17 protein-coding genes and 1 pseudogene are annotated in these 19976 nt (G+C 70.6%); 10 read left to right on the forward strand and 8 right to left on the reverse strand.

Going from position 1 to position 19976, the window contains the following annotated elements; genetic code table 11:
- Nucleotides 1-124: 124 nt before the first annotated feature.
- Nucleotides 125-1288, reverse strand: a complete 1164-nt coding sequence (locus ACWD3I_RS12305) for an adenosine deaminase (protein ID WP_365392173.1) — start codon at nt 1286-1288, stop codon at nt 125-127.
- A gap of 113 nt (nt 1289-1401) precedes the next feature.
- Here ACWD3I_RS12305 and ACWD3I_RS12310 point away from each other — a divergent pair, with 113 nt between their 5' ends.
- The 7 genes from ACWD3I_RS12310 (at nt 1402) to ACWD3I_RS12340 (ending at nt 9129) form a co-directional block, all read left to right on the forward strand.
- The gene (locus ACWD3I_RS12310; RefSeq protein WP_365392175.1) at nt 1402-2163 is read left to right on the forward strand and encodes an alpha/beta hydrolase; all 762 of its coding nucleotides are present in this window, start codon (nt 1402-1404) and stop codon (nt 2161-2163) included.
- A 152-nt stretch (nt 2164-2315) separates the two neighbouring features.
- Nucleotides 2316-2960: a choice-of-anchor M domain-containing protein gene (locus ACWD3I_RS12315; protein WP_365392177.1), complete on the forward strand. Its 645-nt coding sequence runs from the start codon at nt 2316-2318 to the stop codon at nt 2958-2960.
- Nucleotides 2957-4594 (forward strand): choice-of-anchor M domain-containing protein, encoded by a 1638-nt coding sequence (locus ACWD3I_RS12320; RefSeq protein ID WP_365392179.1) that lies wholly within the window; start codon nt 2957-2959, stop codon nt 4592-4594. The genes ACWD3I_RS12315 and ACWD3I_RS12320 overlap by 4 nt, the downstream gene beginning before the upstream one ends.
- Nucleotides 4595-4608: 14 nt before the next feature.
- Complete coding sequence (locus tag ACWD3I_RS12325) at nt 4609-6135, forward strand: anchored repeat ABC transporter, substrate-binding protein (protein ID WP_365392181.1); 1527 nt, start codon at nt 4609-4611, stop codon at nt 6133-6135.
- On the forward strand, nt 6132-7514 hold the full coding sequence (locus ACWD3I_RS12330) for a choice-of-anchor M domain-containing protein (protein ID WP_365392183.1): 1383 nt from the start codon (nt 6132-6134) through the stop codon (nt 7512-7514). Before ACWD3I_RS12325 ends, ACWD3I_RS12330 begins: the two co-directional genes overlap by 4 nt.
- Nucleotides 7481-8224 (forward strand): anchored repeat-type ABC transporter ATP-binding subunit, encoded by a 744-nt coding sequence (locus tag ACWD3I_RS12335; protein WP_451084073.1) that lies wholly within the window; start codon nt 7481-7483, stop codon nt 8222-8224. Before ACWD3I_RS12330 ends, ACWD3I_RS12335 begins: the two co-directional genes overlap by 34 nt.
- A complete protein-coding gene (locus ACWD3I_RS12340; RefSeq protein ID WP_365392185.1) occupies nt 8221-9129 on the forward strand; it encodes an anchored repeat-type ABC transporter permease subunit in 909 nt (302 codons plus the stop codon). Before ACWD3I_RS12335 ends, ACWD3I_RS12340 begins: the two co-directional genes overlap by 4 nt.
- On the opposite strand, the gene ACWD3I_RS12345 is transcribed toward ACWD3I_RS12340, so the two are convergent.
- Nucleotides 9083-10045: a LysR family transcriptional regulator gene (locus ACWD3I_RS12345; RefSeq protein ID WP_266888764.1), complete on the reverse strand. Its 963-nt coding sequence runs from the start codon at nt 10043-10045 to the stop codon at nt 9083-9085. The two genes, ACWD3I_RS12340 and ACWD3I_RS12345, sit on opposite strands and share 47 nt — an antisense overlap.
- Nucleotides 10046-10108: 63 nt before the next feature.
- On the opposite strand from ACWD3I_RS12345, the gene ACWD3I_RS12350 reads away from it, so the two are divergent.
- Complete coding sequence (locus ACWD3I_RS12350; RefSeq protein WP_365392187.1) at nt 10109-11374, forward strand: MFS transporter; 1266 nt, start codon at nt 10109-10111, stop codon at nt 11372-11374.
- A gap of 289 nt (nt 11375-11663) precedes the next feature.
- On the forward strand, nt 11664-12686 hold the full coding sequence (locus ACWD3I_RS12355; protein WP_365392189.1) for a sigma-70 family RNA polymerase sigma factor: 1023 nt from the start codon (nt 11664-11666) through the stop codon (nt 12684-12686).
- 30 nt (nt 12687-12716) lie between these two features.
- Here ACWD3I_RS12355 and ACWD3I_RS12360 read toward each other — a convergent pair.
- Nucleotides 12717-12956 (reverse strand): annotated as a pseudogene (locus ACWD3I_RS12360) (STAS domain-containing protein); the annotation flags it as partial.
- A gap of 143 nt (nt 12957-13099) precedes the next feature.
- Here ACWD3I_RS12360 and ACWD3I_RS12365 point away from each other — a divergent pair.
- Nucleotides 13100-14020, forward strand: a complete 921-nt coding sequence (locus ACWD3I_RS12365; protein WP_365392191.1) for an AEC family transporter — start codon at nt 13100-13102, stop codon at nt 14018-14020.
- A 60-nt stretch (nt 14021-14080) separates the two neighbouring features.
- On the opposite strand, the gene ACWD3I_RS12370 is transcribed toward ACWD3I_RS12365, so the two are convergent.
- From ACWD3I_RS12370 to ACWD3I_RS12390, 5 genes are all read right to left on the reverse strand, one after another.
- Entirely contained in the window at nt 14081-15373 is a 1293-nt protein-coding gene (locus ACWD3I_RS12370) for a thymidine phosphorylase (protein ID WP_365392193.1), read from the reverse strand.
- An 82-nt stretch (nt 15374-15455) separates the two neighbouring features.
- Nucleotides 15456-15854 carry a cytidine deaminase gene (locus ACWD3I_RS12375; protein ID WP_365392195.1) on the reverse strand — a complete coding sequence of 133 codons (399 nt, stop codon included), beginning with the start codon at nt 15852-15854 and terminating at the stop codon, nt 15456-15458.
- Nucleotides 15851-17110, reverse strand: a complete 1260-nt coding sequence (locus tag ACWD3I_RS12380; protein WP_365392197.1) for an ABC transporter permease — start codon at nt 17108-17110, stop codon at nt 15851-15853. The genes ACWD3I_RS12375 and ACWD3I_RS12380 overlap by 4 nt, the downstream gene beginning before the upstream one ends.
- Nucleotides 17110-18228: an ABC transporter permease gene (locus tag ACWD3I_RS12385; RefSeq protein WP_365392199.1), complete on the reverse strand. Its 1119-nt coding sequence runs from the start codon at nt 18226-18228 to the stop codon at nt 17110-17112. The genes ACWD3I_RS12380 and ACWD3I_RS12385 overlap by 1 nt, the downstream gene beginning before the upstream one ends.
- Nucleotides 18225-19886 carry an ABC transporter ATP-binding protein gene (locus ACWD3I_RS12390; protein WP_451084085.1) on the reverse strand — a complete coding sequence of 554 codons (1662 nt, stop codon included), beginning with the start codon at nt 19884-19886 and terminating at the stop codon, nt 18225-18227. Before ACWD3I_RS12390 ends, ACWD3I_RS12385 begins: the two co-directional genes overlap by 4 nt.
- Nucleotides 19887-19976: the final 90 nt, after the last annotated feature.

The following is a 19976-nucleotide window of genomic DNA, read 5'->3' on the forward strand; positions in this document are numbered from 1 at the left end:
GAATGGGATGACGGTGATGTGAGCGGTCCACGACCGTAAACACGCATCGGCATCCGCCGCAAACATCGAAATGCGGACGGATTGTGAATACCCGTCCGCATTTCGATTTCCGCGAGATCCGCGATCAGCCCTCGTCGGCCACAGAACCGCTGGTGGAGGCGGTTTGCTGGAACAACCATTCGGACTTCAGCTCGGCATATCCGGGCTTGACGACGTCATTGATCATGGCCAGTCGTTCATCGAAAGGAATGAACGCTGATTTCATCGCATTGACGGAGAACCACTGCATGTCGTCGAGCGTGTAGCCGAACGCTCCGACCAGATGCTCGAATTCACGGCTCATGCTCGTACCGGACATCAGCCGGTTGTCGGTGTTCACGGTGGCCCGGAAGTGCAGCCGGCGCAGCAGCCCGATCGGGTGCTCGGCATAGGAGTCGGCGGCCCCGGTCTGGAGGTTGGAGCTCGGGCACAGCTCCAGCGGGATGCGCTTGTCCCGGACGTAGGAGGCGAGCCGGCCGAGCTTGACCGAGCCGTCCTGGTGGACCTGGATGTCGTCGATGATGCGCACACCGTGGCCGAGCCGGTCGGCGCCGCACCACTGCAGGGCCTGCCAGATGGAGGGGAGCCCGAAGGCTTCGCCGGCGTGGATGGTGAAGTGGTTGTTCTCGCGCTTGAGGTATTCGAACGCGTCGAGGTGCCGGGTGGGCGGGTAGCCGGCCTCGGCGCCCGCGATGTCGAAGCCCACCACACCCAGATCGCGGTAGCGGTTGGCGAGTTCGGCGATCTCCAGGGCGCGGGCGGCGTGCCGCATCGCGGTGAGCAGGGCGCCGACGCGGATGCGGTGGCCGCTCTCGCGGGCGATCCGCTCCCCTTCCCGGAAGCCCTCGTTGACGGCCTCGACGACCTCTTCGAGGCCGAGCCCGCCCTCGAGGTGCTGCTCGGGGGCGTACCGCACCTCGGCGTAGACGACCCCGTCGGCGGCGAGGTCCTCGGCGCACTCGGCGGCGACCCGGACCAGGGCCTCGCGGGTCTGCATCACACCGACGGTGTGGGAGAAGGTCTCCAAGTACCGTTCCAGCGAACCGGAGTCGGCGGCCTCGCGGAACCAGATGCCGAGCTTGTCGGCGTCGTGCTCGGGGAGTTGGGCGTACCCGGTGTCCCGGGCGAGCTCGACGACGGTGCCGGGGCGCAGCCCGCCGTCGAGGTGATCGTGCAGCAGAACCTTGGGTGCCCGGCGGATCTGGTCCGAGCTCGGGGTGGTTCCCGTCCGGTCAGTCTGGCTCGTCATTCACGCACTCTAACTCCTACGCGCGTAGATCGCTCGGTGTACAACTCCGTCGATACGTAACGGTGACCGCCCCGACGGGTGGAGTACACGGACGCTTCTGACACTGTTCTGTCATGGCACAGCAAGCGACGCCGGTTCGTACGGCCCGGCTGGGACGGGCACTCGGTCCGGAACCGACGGCGGTGAGCGGGGTGGTGCTGCTGCTCCCCGGCGGCGAGGAGAACTCCGACCGCAGACCGTCCTCCATGATGGCGACCGCGTCCGTCCGCGCCCTCGGCCGCCGGCTGGCGCGCGCGGGCCGGGAGGACGGTCTGGCCACCCATGTCGTCCACTACCGCTACCGCGGCTGGAACGGCGCGGAGGCACATCTCGCCCGGGACGCCGACTGGGCCACGGAGGAAGTCGTACGGCGCTACGGCGACGTCGCCGTGTGCCTGGCCGGCGTCGACATGGGCGCCCGGGCCGCGCTGCACGCGGCCGGCCACGAGGCCGTCAACTCCGTGCTGGCCATCGCCCCTTGGCTGCCCGAGGAGGACGTGGCGGCGCCCCCCGAACCGGTGAAGCAGCTCGTGGGCCGACGGGTGCTGATGGTGCACGGCACGAACGACGCGCGCACGGACCCGGAGCTGTCGTTCCGGCTCGCGGCACGGGCGAAGAAGGCGAACCGGGACGTCTGCCGGTTCGAAGTCCACTCCGACGGCCACGCGTTGCGCCAGCACCGGGACGAAGTCCACGCGCTGGCCGAGGACTTCGTCATGGGCTCACTCTTCGGCCGCGCGTTCTCCCGCCCGGTCGAGGACGCCCTGGCCGCCCCGCCGCCGCTGGGGCTGCGGATGCCGCTGGCGGCGGGCTTCGGGCGGTCGCTGCGGCGGTAGCCGGCAGCACCGCCCGGCGGTGACCGACACCGTCACGCGCTTCACAGCGCCCGCACTCCCCTCTCATGACCCCCTTGCCACTCTTTACTGAAAATGATTATCGTCTTTACGTGCCCATGGGGGCATGTCCATGACCTAAGGGGGGTCCTCTTTTGCGTACCCGCAACCGTCTGCTGACCGTCGCCGGCATCGCCGCCGCCACGCTCGCCACCGCCGGTCTCAACTCCTCGGCGTTCGCCGCGACGACGCTGTCGTCCGGCCATGTCGACGTCCTCGACGCCGACTGGGACGGCTCCGCGCTGAGCCTGCACGCCCATGACGAGGAGAACGACACCGAGTACGACCCCGCGGACCTGACGCTGGCCGTCCCGGCCGCCGCGAAGGTCACCAACCCGGGCCACGCCTTCCTCGGTTCGGGCAGCCAGGTCTGGCTGCTGCCGGACACCGAGGCCGAGGCGACCGCCGCCGGGGTGCTCTTCCCCGGCGTCTCCACCGAGCACCTGACCACGGGGGTCTTCGCCAACAACAACGTCACGTTCACCCTCGTCGGCGCCACCCGCGACGGCGCCTCGACCGAGGACTTCAGCGTCTACGCGGGCAGCGGCAGCCGCTGGTTCGACAGCGACACCGCGACCAGCAGCTTCAAGTCCAGAACCTTCGCCGTCGCCACCCACAACCACGCCAACTGGGCCTTCGAGGAGGCCGGCACCTACCAGCTGACGTTCCGGGTCTCCGGCACGGTCGGCGGTGTCGCCAAGACCGCCACCGGGACCTACACCGTCGTCGTCAGCTCATGACGGAAGCCCTGACGCGCGGCGGGCGCGCCTTCACGGCGGCCGCTCTCACCACGACGGCAGCGGTGCTCCTGTGCGCGGCAGGGCTGGTCGTCGCCGGCGGCAGCGGGGACGCCCGCGCCGCCGGCGGTGCCGTCGTCCTGGACGAGGGCGAACTCGACTTCACGCCCCGCCAGGTGGACGGCGGGCTGCGGTTGCAGATCGACGACCGCGGAGCCGGCTCCACGGTCGTACGCGAACCGTCCGAGGTCGTCCTGCACGTCGTACCGTCCGCCCTCCAGTACACGCCGGACCCGGTGGCCACGGCGCTGGGGACCACCAACATGGACTCCTGGCAGCTGGGCGGCTGGGAGGCGGTGAACATCTTCGCGGCCGAGCCGGGCTGGAAGGGCACCGAGGCGGGCGGGGACACCGAGGTCGCGCTGTCCGGGTTCGAGGGGCCCGGGGTCTTCGGCCTGGCCACGTACACGCGTGAGATCGACAGTGTGAACGGCCCGGCGATCGCCCATCTCGGCAGCGCGGAGGGCGTACCGCGGTCCTTCATCCTGGCCGGGGACACGGAACGGCTGGCGCCCATCTGGCAGTTCACCGCCGAAGGCGTCTACCGGCTCACCTTCACCGTGACCGCCGGCGGCGCCACCGACACCGAGACGCTGGCCGTCGTGGTGGGCGACGACGTCGATCCGTCGACCGTGATGCCGGGCGACGGGACCACGCCGACACCGTCCGCGAGCCCCACTCCGTCTCCCACCGCCACGACGCACGTCATCTCCGAGGGGCACGTCGACATGGCGGCCCGGAAGGTCGCCGGCGAGCTGGAGTTCCAGCTCAAGGAGGGCTCCGAACTCGACCACACGTGGCACGAGCCGGGCCGGGTCGTCCTGCACGTACGGCCCGCCGCCAAACGGAAGATCCCCGAGGGATACGACTTCCTCGGCACCCCGGGCGACGCGGTGTGGTGGCTGCCGTTGCAGCAGAACGCCGGGATCGTGTGGCCCGGCTGGAACACCGGGGAGTTCCCCAGGACCGACCTCGACGGCAAGGTCTCCTTCCGGCTGGACTCCGTCCAGGGGCCCGGGAACGTCGCGATGTTCTACAGCGACTCGACGGGCACCCCGGTCGTCCCGCTCAACAGCGGCGACGGACTGCCCGACACGCACACCCTCGCCGGCGGCACCCACGCCCACTTCGACTGGGCCTTCTCCGCCGAGGGCGTCTACCGCACCACGTTCACCGTCAGCGCCACGCTCGCCGACGGCACGCGGGTCGGTGACACGCAGACCCTCGCCTGGGTGGTCGGGGACGACACCGATCCGTCGACGGTGACACCGGGGACGGGGGACGAACCGACGGCCACACCCACGACGACACCGACGGCGAGTGCGAGCGGGACCGGCTCGGCGACACCCACGGCCACCGCTTCGGCGTCGGAACCGACATCGGCATCGGCATCGGCTGCCGCTTCCGGGTCACCGGGTGCAACCGCCTCCGGGGCGGCGGTGAGCGTCGACGGCACGTCCGGCGCGCTCGCCTCCACCGGTGCCCAGGTGCCGACGGTCGCGGGGATCGCGGTGGCCGCCCTCGTGCTGGGTGGCGGCGCGGTGTTCCTCGTACGACGACGCCGTACGACCGACTGAGAGGAGGGAGCCCCATGCGAGGCCGTCCCACGCGTATCGCGGCCGTGGTGCTCACCGCCGCCTGTGTGCTGGCCGCCGGCTGCGGCCGGAGTGAATCCGGCGCGTCCGGCGCCGAGTTGAAGGTCTCCACGACCACCGCGATCATCGCCGACCTGGTCCGGCAGGTCGGCGGTGAGCGGACCGACGTGACGTCGATCGTGCCGCACCACGGAGACCCGCACTCCTACGAGCCGAGTCCCGGGGACGCGGCGAAGGTCGCGCGAGCCGACCTCGTGTTCGGCAACGGACTGCTGCTGGAGGAGCCCGGGATCATGAAGATGGTCCACAGCAACGCCCAGGAGTCCGCGCCGAAGATCGAGATCGCCGAGAAGCTGGAACAGTACGGCGGCACGGTGATGAAGCTCGAGGAGGACCTCGGGCTCGATGTGCTGTGGCTCGGCTGGGCGGTGGAGGGCGAGGTCGCCGGGGACGGCTCCCAAGTCCGTACGACCGCGACCGAGTTGGAGGGGCCGGGGGATCTGCGGGTCTACCTGACCGACACACTCGGACGCCCCAAGGTGTACGTCGACTCCGGTGACGGTTTCGACGCCTCGGACTCCTTCACCCTGCCGCCCGAGGCGCACACGCACGTCAACTGGGCGTTCAGCGAGCCGGGCACGTACCGGCTGACGGTCGAGGGGCGGACCGAGACGCTCGACGGGACAACCGAGGAGTTCGGCAGCGGCACCTTCACCTTCGCCGTCGGCACCGGCGCCCCCGAGGGCGCCACCGTCCTCGACGGTGGACACGCCGACCTCGCGCTCGACGCCGGGACCGGGAAGGTGTACGTCCGCGCCGACGACGAGAAGAGCGGCGAGCGAAGGAGGTTCGCGCCGGACGAGGTGGTACTGAACGTGCCTGCCCGGGCGCGGGAGTCGGTGCCCGAGGAGAGCGCGTACTCCTTCCTCGGGAACGCCGGTGACCCGCTGTGGGTGCTGCCGCAGGCCGTGCTCGGCAAGCACGTGCACGGCGATCTGGACCCGCACGCCTGGGAGGACGTCTCCAACGCGGAGGCGTATGTACGCCGGATCCAGGCCGAGTTGGCGAAGGCGGACCCCGCCGGCGCGACGACGTACGCGAAGAACGCCTCGGCCTACCTGAAGCGGCTCGGCGCGCTGGACGAGGAGGTCGGGCGGACGCTCGCGACCGTCCCCGAACGGAACCGCAAGCTGATCACCACCCATGACGCCTTCGGCTATCTCGCCAAGGCGTACGGCATGGAGGTCGCCGGCTTCGTCGTGCCGGTGCCCAACCAGGAGCCCAGCGCGGCCGAGGTGGAGAGGCTCGGCGACACCATCCGGGAGAAGCGGGTCCCGGCCGTGTTCGTGGAACCGAACCTCGCCGCGCGGGCGAACGTGCTGGAGCGGGTCGCCCAGGACGAGGGGGTCGATGTCTGCACGATCTACGGCGACTCGTTCGACGACAAGGTCCACGACTACGTATCGATGATGCGGCACAACGCGACGGAGCTCGCCAAGTGCCTTGGAGGGAAAGCCGGATGAGGGGCAGTGAACGGGTCGCGGTCGCCGTGGTGCTGGCGGCCGCACTCGCGGGGGGCGGGGTCGCCGTCGCGGACGAGCCGTCGAGCGGGATCGGGAGGATCGCTTACACCGACGGGGAGTTGACGCTCGATCCCGCGGACAGTGCCCATGTGGTCCAGGCGGACTCGGCCGCGCCGGGGTGGGACACGACGGGGGTGCCGTCGGGTGTCCTTGCCGGGGACACCGTGACCTGGGCGCTGACGGGGGTGGACGGACCGGGTGACGTCACGGTGCACGGGGATGACTCCGTGCTCTTCGACAGCGCGGACGACGTGCCGGACCGGGTCGAGGTGCCGGTGGGTGAACAGGCCGATGGCCGCTGGGAGTTCAGCGAGGAAGGCACCTACCGGCTCATCTTCGAGGCGGCCGGTACGGCGGCGGCGGACGGGCGGGAGCTGTCCGTCGGGACCGTGTACACCGTGGTGGTCGGGGGTGAGGGCGAACCGGTGGAGTCGACCGCTGCCCCCACACCCGAGGCCCCGGCGCGCGCGCTCACCGCTCCGGCGCAGAGGCCGCGCACGGCCGCCACGTCCGATGTCGTCTCGACCCGGAAGGTCCTCGACGAGGGCCACATCGACTTCGCCGCCCGCGTTCTCGACGACAGGCTCCAGATCCACGTCAAGGACGGCACGGTCTCCGGGAGGACCACCTGGCGCGAGCCGTCCTCCCTGGTCCTGCGCGTGGGACCGGCCGCGAGGAACACGCTGCCCGACAACGACGCCTTCGCCTTCCTGGGCAGGCCCGGAACCGATGTCTGGCTGCTCGACCAGGTGCAGCAGGAAGGGCTGCTGTGGCCCGGCTGGTCGACGGACAACGTCGCGGCCGGGGCGATGAAGGGCGGCGTGACATTCACCCTGGCCGACGTCGCGGGGCCGGGCGCGTACGCGCTGTACACGTACGACGCGATGTCCGGCGCCGAGGTGCTGTTCAACAGCAAGGACGGCGTCCCGGACTCCTTCGAGGTCCCCGCGAACACGCATGCGCACGGCGGGTGGGCGTTCACGAAGGAGGGCACCTACCGGCTGACCTTCAGGATGAGCGGGAAACTCGCCGACGGAAGGGCCGTGAGCGACACGGAGACCGTGGCGTTCGTGGTCGGGGACGGGAAGGCGGACGCGGTGAGCCCCGGGGGCGGCTCCTCCGATGCCGGGTCGTCGTCCTCGCCCTCCCCCTCGGCTGCGGACTCGACCAAGACCGGTTCAGACCAGGGCACTTCATCCGGCTCCATGGCCGGCACCGGCGCCGGCCACCCCACTCTCCTCGCCGGCGCGGCCGCCGGCCTCGCGCTCGTCGGCGGGGGTGCGGTGTGGGGCGTACGGCGTCGGCGGCGGGGCGTGTGAACGGGGTGCTGCGGGTCGAGGCCGCGTCCGTCGTGCTCGGAGGGCGGCTCGCGCTGGAGGACGCCTCGCTCACCGTGGCGGCGGGTGAGCTGGTCGGGCTGATCGGGCCCAACGGGGCCGGGAAGACGACGCTGTTGCGGGCGGCGCTCGGGCTGGTGCCGCTCGTCTCGGGGGCCGTGTCCGTGGCGTCCCGGCCCGGGTACGTGCCCCAACGGCACGAGTTCGCCTGGGACTTCCCGATCGACGTCGCGGGGGCCGTGCTGACCGGACGCACGAGGACGATCGGGTGGCTTCGGCGGCCCCGGCAGACCGACCGGGAGGCCGCCGAACGCGCCCTGGAGCTCACCGGGCTCACCGGCCTGGCACGCCGGCCCATCGGCGAGCTGTCCGGCGGGCAGCGCCAACGCGTGCTCGTGGCCAGGGCGTTGGCGGCGGAACCCCGGCTCCTGCTGCTCGACGAGCCGTTCACCGGCGTGGACGTCCCCACCCAGGAGCTCCTCAACCAGCTCTTCCGACAGCTCGCCGCCGAGGGCCGGGCCCTGCTGATGACCACCCACGACCTGGCGGCGGCCGCCCGCACCTGCGACCGGGTGGTGCTGATCAACCGGACGGTCGTCGCCGAGGGCGGGCCCGAGCTGCTGACCGAACCGGACCGGATGCTGCGGGCCTTCGGACTCGACCGGGCCATGCCCACGGAGACGGTGACGTGATCGACTTCCTGCTCGACCCCTGGGAACTTCCCTTCATGCAGCGGGCGTTCGCCGTCGCCGCCGTGGTGGGGCTGGTGTGCGGGGTGGTCGGGGTGTACGTCGTGCTGCGCGGGATGGCGTTCATCGGGGACGCGGTGGCGCACTCGGCGTTCCCCGGGGTGGCGCTGGCCTACACCTTCGAGGGGAATCTGCTCCTCGGCGGGGCGACGGCCGGGATCGTCACCTCGGTGCTCATCGCGTACGTCTCGCAGAACCGACGACTGAAGGAGGACACCGTCATCGGCGTCTTCTTCGCCTTCGCGTTCGGCCTCGGGATCGTGCTGGTGTCGACGCGGGACAGCTGGACGACCGACCTGTCCTCGTTCCTGTTCGGGCAGGTGCTGGCGGTGTCGCCGCAGGACGTGTGGACGGTCGCCGGGATCGGGGCCGTGCTCGTGGCCGTCGTGCTCGCCCTACGCAAGGAGCTCGTCGCGGTCAGCCTGGACCGGGAGACGGCACGGGCGGCCGGGCTGCCGGTGTTCCGGCTCGACCTGACGCTGTACGTGGTCGTGACCTCCACGATCGTGATGTCGCTGGAGGCCGTCGGCAACGTCCTCGTCCTCGCCCTGCTCATCACGCCCGCCGCGACCGCCCGGCTGCTGACCGAGCGGCTGTGGACCATGACGCTGCTCGCGTCGGCGATCGGCTGCGCGGGGAGCCTGGCCGGGCTGTACGTGTCGTACACCTACGACTTGGCGGCCGGCGGCTCCATCGTCGTGGTCCTGACCGGGGTGTTCATGGTGACGTGGTGCCTGGCGCCCAAGCACGGGCTGCTCTCGCGCGCTTCGGCGAAGGCGGTGGTCGGTCCGGCCAGTCCGGTCAGTCCGGGAGCAGACGGCCGCGCTGCGCGAGCAGGAACTTCTTGAAGGCCGCCACCGGCGGCGTGTCCGGGTGGCCGTCGAGCCAGGCGACACCGATCTCGCGGACCGCGCGCGGGGCGGTGACGGTCAGCTCGACGACACCAGGGCGGGCCACGGCGGGCGGCGGGAGGAGGGCGACCCCGAGACCGGCGGCGACCAGTCCTCGCAGCGTCTCGGCTTCCTCCCCCTCGAAGGCGATCCGCGGCTTGAAACCGGCCTCCTGGCACAGGTCGTCGGTGATGCGGCGCATGCCGTAGTTGGGTTCCAGGGTCACGAAGGTCTCGTCGGCGGCCTCGGCGAGGCGCACGCGCTTGCGGGAGGCGAGGCGGTGGTCGGCGGGGACGACCAGACGCAGCTTCTGCTCGTCGAGTCGGCGGCCGACCAGGTCCGGGGCGTCCGGGACCGGGGAGGTCAGACACAGGTCCAGCTCGCCCGCGCGGAGGCGTTCGAGCATCGCCTCGCCGTAGTTCTGGACGAGGCTGAAGCGGACGCGGGGGTGGTCGGCGCGGAAGGCGCGGATCAGGCCGGGGACCGTCTCCGAGCCCATGGTGTGCAGAAAGCCGAAGGCGACCTTGCCGGTGGCCGGGTCGGCGTCGGCGCGGACCTCCTCGGCGGCGCGGTCGATCTCGGCGAGGGCGCGTTCGACGTGGCCGAGGAAGGCCCGGCCGGCCGGGGTGAGGGAGACGGTGCGGCCGATGCGGGCGAACAGGTCGACGCCCAGGTCCTGTTCGAGGCGGACCATCGCGCGGGAGAGCGTGGACTGCGGGACGTTCATCTCCTGGGCGGCCCGGGTGACGTGCTCGGTGCGGGCGACGCCGGCGAAGTACGCCAGCCGTGGGGCCAGCACCATCGACATCTCCGACATGTCTTCTGTGTCACTGGACGGTGACAGTCGAGGCTGTGAGCTGTGTTGATGCACCATGGGAACGATTATGGCGAGTCCGTGCATTGGACGCATGAACCGAGGTGTACGTAACTTCGAAGCATGCCTGCCAGTACCGAGGCGTCCATGACCATGGGCGCCGTATCCGCTGTTCCTGTCGTCGACTCCCGTATGGCCCCGGGCGGCCCCGGCTACCGCCGGATGAGCTTCGCCCTCTTCCTCGCCGGGGTGGCGACCTTCGCCCTCCTGTACTCCACGCAGGCCCTTCTGCCGCTGATCTCCGGCGACTTCGGGGTGGCGGCGAGCGACGCGAGCTGGACGGTGGCGGCGGCGACGGGCGGACTGGCCCTGTTCGTGCTGCCGATGAGCGCGGTGTCGGAGCGGTACGGGCGGCGCACGGTCATGACGGGTTCGCTGGCGGTCGCGGTGATCGTCGGTCTCCTGGTCCCGCTGGCTCCCTCACTGCCGGTGCTGGTGGCGCTGCGGGCGCTGCAGGGCGCGGCGCTGGCCGGCCTTCCGGCTTCCGCCACGGCCTATCTGGCGGAGGAGGTCCGGCCGAAGGCGCTGGTCACGGCGATCGGACTGTTCGTCGCGGGCAACAGTGTCGGTGGGATGAGCGGCCGGGTCATCACCGGCTGGGTGGCGCAGGAGTGGGGCTGGCGGGTGGCCCTGGGCGTGATCGGTGCGATCGCGGTCGGGTGCGCGGTGGCGTTCCGGCTGCTGCTGCCGGCGCCGAAGCACTTCGTCGCCGGGTCGCTGAAGCCGCGGGTGCTGGTGCGGACGGTCCGTGAGCACCTGTCCAACCCGCTGATGTGCCGGCTGTACGCGATCGGCGCGCTGTTCATGACGGTGTTCGGCGGTGTGTACACGGTGATCGGGTACCGGCTGACGGAGGCGCCGTTCGATCTGCCGCAGGGTGTCGTCGGCTCGATCTTCCTGGTGTACCTGGTGGGCACGGTGTCGGCGTCCACGGCCGGGCGTCTGGTGGGGCGCCTCGGGCGGCGGGGTGCGCTGTACGCGGCGGGCGCGACGACGGCGGCGGGGCTGGTGCTTTCGCTGGCGGACTCGCTGGTGCTGGTCCTGCTGGGGCTGGTGCTGATCACGGGTGGCTTCTTCGCGGGTCACGCGTGCGCGTCGTCGGCGGTCAGCAAGACGGCGACCGAGGGTCGGGCGCAGGCTTCGGCGCTGTACCAGTCGGCGTACTACATCGGCTCCAGCGTGGGCAGCACGGTCGGTGCGCTCGCCTTCCACGCGGGCGGCTGGGCCGGGACCGTCGGGGTCGGTCTGCTGGCGGTGCTCGGTGTCGTCACGATCACCGTCCTCGGAACGCGTGCGGCTCGGGCCCAGCAGCGGCTCCTGGTGGCCTGAGCCGTACGCCCCCCTTCTTCCCCCTGGTCGAGGTCGGTCGACCAGGGGGACTGCCTTTTCTCGCCCCCTCCGGCGCTTGAGGAGCGGGGGTCCAGGGGGCGGAGCCCCCTGGGAACGGGGTCGGAGGGGCCGCGCCCCTGGGGATGGGAACAGGTAAGGGCGGCGGGGGCGAGAAGTGTCTGAGCTGCATGTTTCATCACTCGGCACGCCATTGTCAGACCCCTGCGATAGCTTCGAACGTGGTGGGCGCAAAGGCGCGACACAGAACGGCCACAGGGGTGGGTGGACGATGACGGACAGCACGACGACAACGGACCTCGACGTCAGGCTGGAGAAGCACCGGGTCGAGCTGACCGGGTACTGCTACCGCATGCTCGGCTCGTCCTTCGAGGCGGAGGACGCGGTGCAGGACACGATGGTCCGCGCCTGGCGCAGCTACGACAGGTTCGAGGGCCGCTCCAGCCTCCGCTCCTGGCTCTACCGCATCGCGACCAACGTCTGCCTGGACATGCTGACGGCCGGCAACAAGCGCGCGAGGCCCATGGACCTCACCGAGTCGACCCCGCTCGCCCAGGCCGCTCTCTCCCCCCGCCCGGACCACACCTGGCTGGAGCCGATGCCGGACGCCCGCATCCTGCCCACCGTCGAGGACCCGGCGGAGGCGGCCGTGGCCAAGGAATCCGTACGGCTCGCCTTCATGGCAGCGCTCCAGCAACTCCCGCCCAAGCAGCGCGCGGTGCTGATCCTGCGCGAGGTGCTGGCCTGGAAGGCGAGCGAGGTCGCCGAGCTGCTCGACACCACGGTCGCATCGGTCAACAGCGCCCTCCAGCGGGCCCGCGCGACCCTCGCCGAGCGGGACGGGCACGGCGCGGAGGCGACGGTGTCCGACCCGCTGGACGAGGAGCAGCAGAAGCTCCTGGACCGCTACATGGCGGCGTTCGAGGGGTACGACATGACGGCGCTGACGGCCCTGCTGCACGAGGACGCCATCATGACGATGCCGCCGTTCGACCTGTGGCTGACGGGCCACGACGACATCACGGGCTTCATGACGACGCTGGGTTCGGCCTGCGAGGGCTCCCGTCTGGTGCCGGTGCGGGTCAACGGTCTGCCGGGGTTCGCCCAGTACAAGCCGGACCCCGACGCGGGCGGCTACACACCGTGGGCGGTACAGGTCCTGGAGATCTCAGAGGGCCGGCTCACCGGGTTCCACTTCTTCCTCGACACCAAGAGGTGGTTCCCGCTGTTCGGGCTCCCCCTCCATCTCGACGCTCTCGAAGCGGAGTCCGACCAGGTCGAGGACGGCGTGTAGGGCCGGGTCGGGGTCTCTGAGCCGGATCCGTCCGCCGGCCCGCCGGGCGGCGAGTTGGAGCCGCGCCAGCAGGTCGACGGCCCCGAGGCCCGGCGGTCCGAGCCCGGCCACATCACAGACCACGACCCCGGCCCCGGTCGTGTCCAGCAGTGCCCGCACGTCGTCGCACAGCCCCGCCACCTCGTCCCGGGTGACGGGGCCGGCCAGTACGAGCACGGCGGGTGTCATGGCGTCCACGATCTGTAGACCGGGCGGGCGGGCGGAACTCATCGTCGCTGCGAGGGCCGTGCGGGAGTCCACCGACCGGGATCACATTGACCTGGGCATCCTCTTCCCCAGAGGGTTGGCTGTATGCCCCACGGATCAGCACCGCCCTGGATATCCCACGCTCTCCTCACCGACGAGGAGGTTCCGTGCAGGGGGTGCTGACCGGCTTCGCCGTCATCGCCGTGGTCATCGCGGTCGGGTATCTGATCGGGCGCCGCGGCTACCTCGGTGACAACGGGCGCGAGGTCCTGACCAAGCTCGCCTTCCACGTCGCCTCCCCGGCCCTGCTCTTCACGACGCTGGCGCGGGCCGACCTGTCGATGGTCTTCTCCAGCCGCCTGGTCGTGACCGCGCTGAGCACGGCGGCGATGGCGGGCGTCTTCGTCGCGGTGGGTGCCGTACGCGGCTGGGGCGTGGGCCGTACGACGATCGGCGCGCTGTGCTCCAGCTACGTCAACTCCGGCAACCTCGGCATCCCGATCGCCGTGTACGTCCTGGGCGACGCCTCGCTGGTGGCCCCGGTGCTGCTGTTCCAGCTGCTCCTGCTGACCCCGATCGCGCTGACCGTCCTGGACCTGTCGGCCCGGGACGGCAAGGACCCCCTGTGGCTACGGCTGCTGACACCGCTGCGCAACCCGATCGCGGTGGGTTCACTGGCGGGGGTCGCGGTCTCGGCGACCGGCCTGCGCATCCCGTCGGCGGTCATGGACCCGGTGACGCTGATCGGCAACATGTCCGTCCCGGCGGTGCTGTTGGCGTTCGGCATCTCCCTGTGCGGCAGCACGATGCCGGGCCGGGGCCCGGACCGTCAGCTGGTCCTGCTCTCGGTCGCGCTGAAGTCGGTGGGCCAGCCGGCGGCCGCCTGGGCGCTGGCGGTGGGGGTGTTCGGGCTGCGCGGCCACCAACTCCTCGACGTGGTGGTGACATCGGCGCTGCCCGCGGCGCAGAACCTCTACACGTACGCGTCGAGTTACCGGGTGGGCGAGCGGCTGGCGCGGGACTCGATCCTGGTGTCGACCGTGCTGTCGGTGCCGGTCCTGGTGGTGGTCGCGGCGCTGCTGGGCTGACCGCGAACACGGAGAGGGGCCGACGCCCGAAGGCACCGGCCCCTCTCCCGTCACCTCACATCAGGCGATCCGCTCCAGCACCACCGGCGACGCCGTGAAGTCCGTGCCCGCGGCGGCGATGTCGTAGGAGCCCCCGACCGCCTCCAGCGCGTACTCGAAGCGCTCCGGGGTGTCCGTGTGGAGGGTCAGGAGGGGCTGGCCCTCGGTGACCGTGTCGCCGGGCTTGGCGTGCATCTCGACGCCCGCGCCCGCCTGGACCGGGTCCTCCTTGCGGGCGCGGCCCGCTCCGAGGCGCCAGGCGGCGATGCCGATGTCGTAGGCGTCGAGGCGGGTCAGGACGCCGGAGGCGCCGGCCTTGACCACGTGCTGCTCCTTGGCGACCGGCAGCTCCGCGTCCGGGTCGCCGCCCTGGGCCGCGATCATGCGGCGCCAGACGTCCATGGCCGAGCCGTCGGCCAGTGCCTTCGCCGGGTCGGCGTCCTTCACGCCGGCCGCGGCGAGCATCTCGCGGGCCAGGGCGATGGTCAGTTCCACGACGTCCGACGGGCCGCCGCCCGCCAGGACCTCGACCGACTCGCGGACCTCGAGGGCGTTGCCCGCCGTCAGGCCCAGCGGTGTCGACATGTCCGTCAGCAGCGCCACCGTCTTCACACCGTGGTCCGTGCCCAGGCCGACCATCGTGGAGGCCAGCTCCCGGGCGTCCTCGATGGTCTTCATGAAGGCGCCCGTGCCGACCTTCACGTCCAGGACCAGGGAGCCCGTGCCCTCCGCGATCTTCTTCGACATGATCGACGAGGCGATGAGGGGGATCGCCTCCACGGTGCCGGTGACATCGCGCAGGGCGTACAGCTTCTTGTCGGCCGGGGCGAGACCGTCGCCGGCGGCACAGATCACCGCACCCGTGGTGTCGAGGACGTGCAGCATCTCCTCGTTCGACAGCAGCGCGCGCCAGCCCGGGATCGACTCCAGCTTGTCCAGCGTGCCGCCGGTGTGGCCGAGGCCGCGGCCGGACAGCTGCGGGACGGCCGCGCCGCACGCCGCGACCAGCGGGGCGAGGGGCAGCGTGATCTTGTCGCCGACGCCGCCGGTGGAGTGCTTGTCGGCAGTCGGGAGGGACAGCGACGAGAAGTCCATGCGCTCGCCGCTCGCGATCATCGCGGCGGTCCAGCGGGAGATCTCGCTGCGGTTCATACCGTTGAGGAGGATGGCCATGTTCAGCGCGGCCATCTGGTAGTCGGCGACCTCCCCGCGGGTGTACGCGTCGATGACCCAGTCGATCTGCTCGTCGCTGAGCTCACCGTGGTCCCGCTTGGTGCGGATGACGGAGATGGCATCCGTCGAGAAAACGGCCATGAAGCATTCCTTCCGGACAATCAGAAAGTGCACGGCCCCTCCGAGCTGTCTGAAGGAGCAACTCGAAGGGGCCGCACGGGAGTTACTTGGTGAGGTGCTCCGGCCCGAAGGCTTGCGGCAGCATCTCGGACAGCGGCAGGATCCCCGCCGGGGTCTCCAGCAGGAGATCCGGGCCACCGAACTCGTACAGCAGCTGACGGCACCGCCCGCAGGGAACGAGGACCTCGCCCCGGCCGTCGACGCACGTGAAGTGCGTCAGCCGGCCGCCGCCGGTGCGCTGAAGCTCCGAGACCAGCCCGCACTCGGCGCACAGGCCGAGTCCGTAGGAGGCGTTCTCGACATTGCAGCCGGAGACCGTACGGCCGTCGTCGACGAGGGCCGAGACGCCGACCGGGTAGCCCGAGTAGGGGGCGTACGCGTGGCTCATCGCCTCGCGCGCCACCTCCCGCAGGGCGTCCCAGTCGAAGTCGGCGGAGGTCACTTCCCTTGCCCCTTCCGATAGGGCAGTCCGTCGGCCTTCGGCATCCTCAGGCGTTGTGCGGACAGCGAGAGCACGAGCAGGGTGATGACGTACGGGCTGGCCGTCACGACCTGGTTCGGGACCTCGCTCGTGGTGGTGTACCAGACGAACATCAGGGCCGAGATCGCGGCGGTGATGGCGGCGGGGACGTACTTCTTCTTCCAGATGAGGTACGCGACGCCGAACACCAGCAGGATCGCCAGGAGCAGGATCAGCGCGTGGACGTTGGTCGTGCCGCCGCGCAGCTTGAGGCTGTCGGTGTAGCCGAACAGGCCGGCGCCGAGGGCGAGTCCGCCCGGCATCCAGTTGCCGAAGATCATCGCGGCGAGACCGATGTAACCGCGGCCGGCCGTCTGGCCGTCGAGGTACACGTTGGACGACACGATCGACAGGAAGGCACCGCCGAGGCCGGCGAAGCCGCCGGAGATGATCACGGCGATGTACTTGTACTTGTAGACGTTGACGCCGAGGGACTCCGCCGCGATCGGGTTCTCACCGCAGGACCGCAGCCGCAGACCGAAGGACGTGCGCCACAGGACGTACCAGGTGGTGGGTACGAGGGCCACCGCGACGACGGTGAGCGGCGACAGGTCGGTGATCAGGCCGCCGACCAGGCCGGCGATGTCGGAGACCAGGAACCAGTGCTTCTGGTTGAGGGTCTCCAGCCAGCCGGACAGGCCCGGGACGTCGAAGGTGCCCAGCGACTCGATCGGCGGGGACTGCTTGGAGGAGCCCTGCGCGGCCTCCTCGAAGGTGTACTTCGACAGATAGCGGGTGGTGCCCAGGGCCAGGATGTTCAGGGCCACACCGGAGACGATGTGGTTGACGTTGAACGTCACGGTGGCGATGGCGTGCAGGACGGCGCCGAGCGCGCCGCCGATGATGCCGACGACGACGCCGGTCCAGGGGCCCCACTGGTATCCGGCCCAGGCGCCGAACCAGGTGCCGAGGATCATCATGCCTTCAAGGCCGATGTTGACGACGCCCGCGCGCTCGGCCCACAGACCGCCGAGGCCCGCGAGGCCGATCGGCACGGCGGAGCGCAGCGCGGTGGACATCTGGCCGGTCGAGGTGATGCCGTCCGCGCCGGTGATCAGGCGGACGACGGACGTCAGGATGAGGACGCCCGAGATGATCAGGAGGACGACAGGCAGCGAGATACGGCGGCCGCCCTTTCCGGGCTTCGCCAGCGCCTTGGCGATGGTCGCGGTGCTCATCAGACCGCCACCTCCTTCTTCGTGTTGGCGGCAGCCGCGGCGAGCTCCTCACCGACGCGCTTCTGCTGGCGGCGCAGGCCCCAGGTGCGGACGACCTCGTAGGAGATGACGACCGCGAAGACGATCAGACCCTGCATGATCGTGGCGATCTCCTTCTCGTACGGCTCGGGAGTCGCGTAGTCGAGAGCGGGGGACGCCTTGTCGAGGAAGGCCCACAGCAGGGCCGCGAGTGCGATGCCGCCGGGGTTGTTGCGGCCGAGCAGGGCGATGCCGATGGCGGTGAAGCCGAGGCCGGCCGGGAAGCTGAGGCTGTAGGTGTGGGCGTCGCCGAGCAGCAGCGGCAGACCCGAGATGCCGGCGACCGCGCCGGAGATCAGCATCGCGGTGAGCACCATGCGCTTGGCGTTGACGCCGGAGGCCGCGGCGGCGGACTCGGACTCACCGGTGGCCCTGAGGTCGAAGCCGAAGCGGGTGCGGTTGAGGACGGCCCAGTAGCCGATGCCCATGGCGACCGCGAGGAAGACCAGGCCGTAGATCTCACCGACGTCCGACCCGAGGTTGATGCCGGGCACCCAGCCGGACTCCTTCATCACGCCGGTCGTGACGTTGTCTCCGACCAGCACACCGAAGTTGTCGGTGAGGGTGAGGTAGCCGATGAGGCTGGTGGCGATCGAGTTGAGCATGATCGTCGAGACGACCTCGCTGACGCCCCGGGTCACCTTCAGGATGCCCGCGATACCGGCCCACATGGCGCCGGTGAGGGCGCCGACCAGGAGCAGCATCGGGACCTGGAGGAAGGACGGCAGTGCCACGTGGGCGCCGACCACCGCGGTCATCATGGCGCCGAGGCGGTACTGGCCGTCGACGCCGATGTTGAACAGGTTCATCCGGAAGCCGAGGGCCACCGCGAGGGCGGCGATGTAGTACATCGACGCCTGGTTGATGATCAGTACCTGTACGTCGGAGTAGCCGGCCTGCTCCAGCATGAGCGTGTACGGCTCGATCGGGCTCTTGCCCGAGGCGAGCAGCACGACCGAGGTCAGCAGGATCGCCGCGACGAGCGCCAGGGCCGGTCCGGCCACGGCGAGGAGCAGTCGCTCCTTGTCGAACTTCTTCATCGGGCCTCGTCCTCCGGGGCGCTCTCGTCCTCGACGTGCTCAAGGTGTCCGGTGGCGGCACCCGTCATGGCGGAGCCGAGCTCCTCCGGGGTGACGGTGGCCGGGTCGGCGTCGGCGACCAGCCTGCCGTTGTAGATCACGCGCAGGGTGTCCGACAGGCCGATGAGCTCGTCCAGGTCGGCGGAGATCAGCAGCACGGCCAGTCCCTCGCGGCGGGCGTCGCGGATGCGGTCCCAGATCTGGGCCTGTGCGCCGACGTCCACACCGCGGGTGGGGTGGGCGGCGATCAGGAACTTGGGGTTGTGGCTCATCTCGCGGCCGACGATCAGCTTCTGCTGGTTGCCGCCGGAGAGGGAGGCCGCGGTGACGTCGATGCCGGGGGTACGGACGTCGTACTCCTCGACGATGCGGCGGGTGTCGGCCTGGGCGGCCTTCGGGGTCAGCCAGAAGCCCTTGGCGTTGGGTGTCTCGGTGACATGGCCGAGGATGCGGTTCTCCCAGAGGGGTGCCTCCAGGAGCAGGCCCTGGCGGTGGCGGTCCTCGGGGATGTAGCCGACGCCGGACTCGCGGCGCTTGCGGGTGGCCCAGGAGGTGACGTCCGCGCCCTCGAAGAAGATGGCTCCGGAGTCGGCGTTCTTGGTGCCGATCAGGGCGTCGATGAGCTCGGTCTGGCCGTTGCCCTCGACACCGGCGATGCCCATGACCTCACCGGCGTGGATGGTGAAGGAGACGTCGTCGAGGACCTTCTTGACCTCGCCGGCGGCCGTGGCGATCCCACCGGTGACGCCACCGGTCGCGGGCTCGGCCTCGACGCCGAGGGAGGCGCCGCCGCTGGCGTGGACGGTGAGGTCCCTGACCTCGACGACGGCCCGGTCGGTGACGGTCGACTCGGCGGTCTCCGGGGTGGGGAGCTCGCTGCCGACCATCATCTCGGCGAGCTGGCGCGGGGTGGTCTCGGAGGGTACGGCGGTGCCGACCGTCGTGCCGCGGCGGATGACGGTGATCTCGTCGGCGACGGAGAGGACCTCGCCCAGCTTGTGGGAGATGAAGATGACCGACAGGCCCTCGGACTTGAGCTCGCGCAGGTTGGCGAAGAGCGCGTCGACCTCCTGCGGCACGAGGACCGCGGTCGGCTCGTCGAGGATCAGGGTGTCGGCGCCGCGGAAGAGGACCTTGAGGATCTCCACGCGCTGACGCTCGGCGACACCGAGGTCCTCGACCAGGGCGTCGGGGCGGACGCCGAGGCCGTAGCGGTCGGAGATCTCCTTGATCTTCTTCCGGGCGGTGCCGCCGATGCCGTACAGCTTCTCGCTGCCCAGCACCACGTTCTCGAGCACCGTGAGGTTGTCGGCGAGCATGAAGTGCTGGTGGACCATGCCGATGCCGCGGGAGATCGCGTCGGCGGGGCTGCCGAAGCTCACCTGGGTGCCGCCGACCGCGATGGTGCCCTCGTCCGGCTTCTGCATGCCGTAGAGGATCTTCATCAGGGTCGACTTGCCGGCGCCGTTCTCACCGACGAGGGCGTGCACGGTGCCTTTTCGGACAGTCAGGTGGATGTCGTGGTTGGCGACGACACCGGGGAAGCGCTTGGTGATCCCCGCCAGCTCTACCGCGATCGTCGACTGTGCGGTGAGCGGAGGGCTGCTGGACGCGTCGATGGCGCACTCTCCTTGGGAAAGGGGCCGCTCTACGCGCGTAGCGCCCCTGCTTTAAATAGTGCCCGGACCTGATCGTTCTTTTCTGACGGA

The sequence above is a fragment of the Streptomyces sp. NPDC002817 genome (assembly GCF_053592055.1).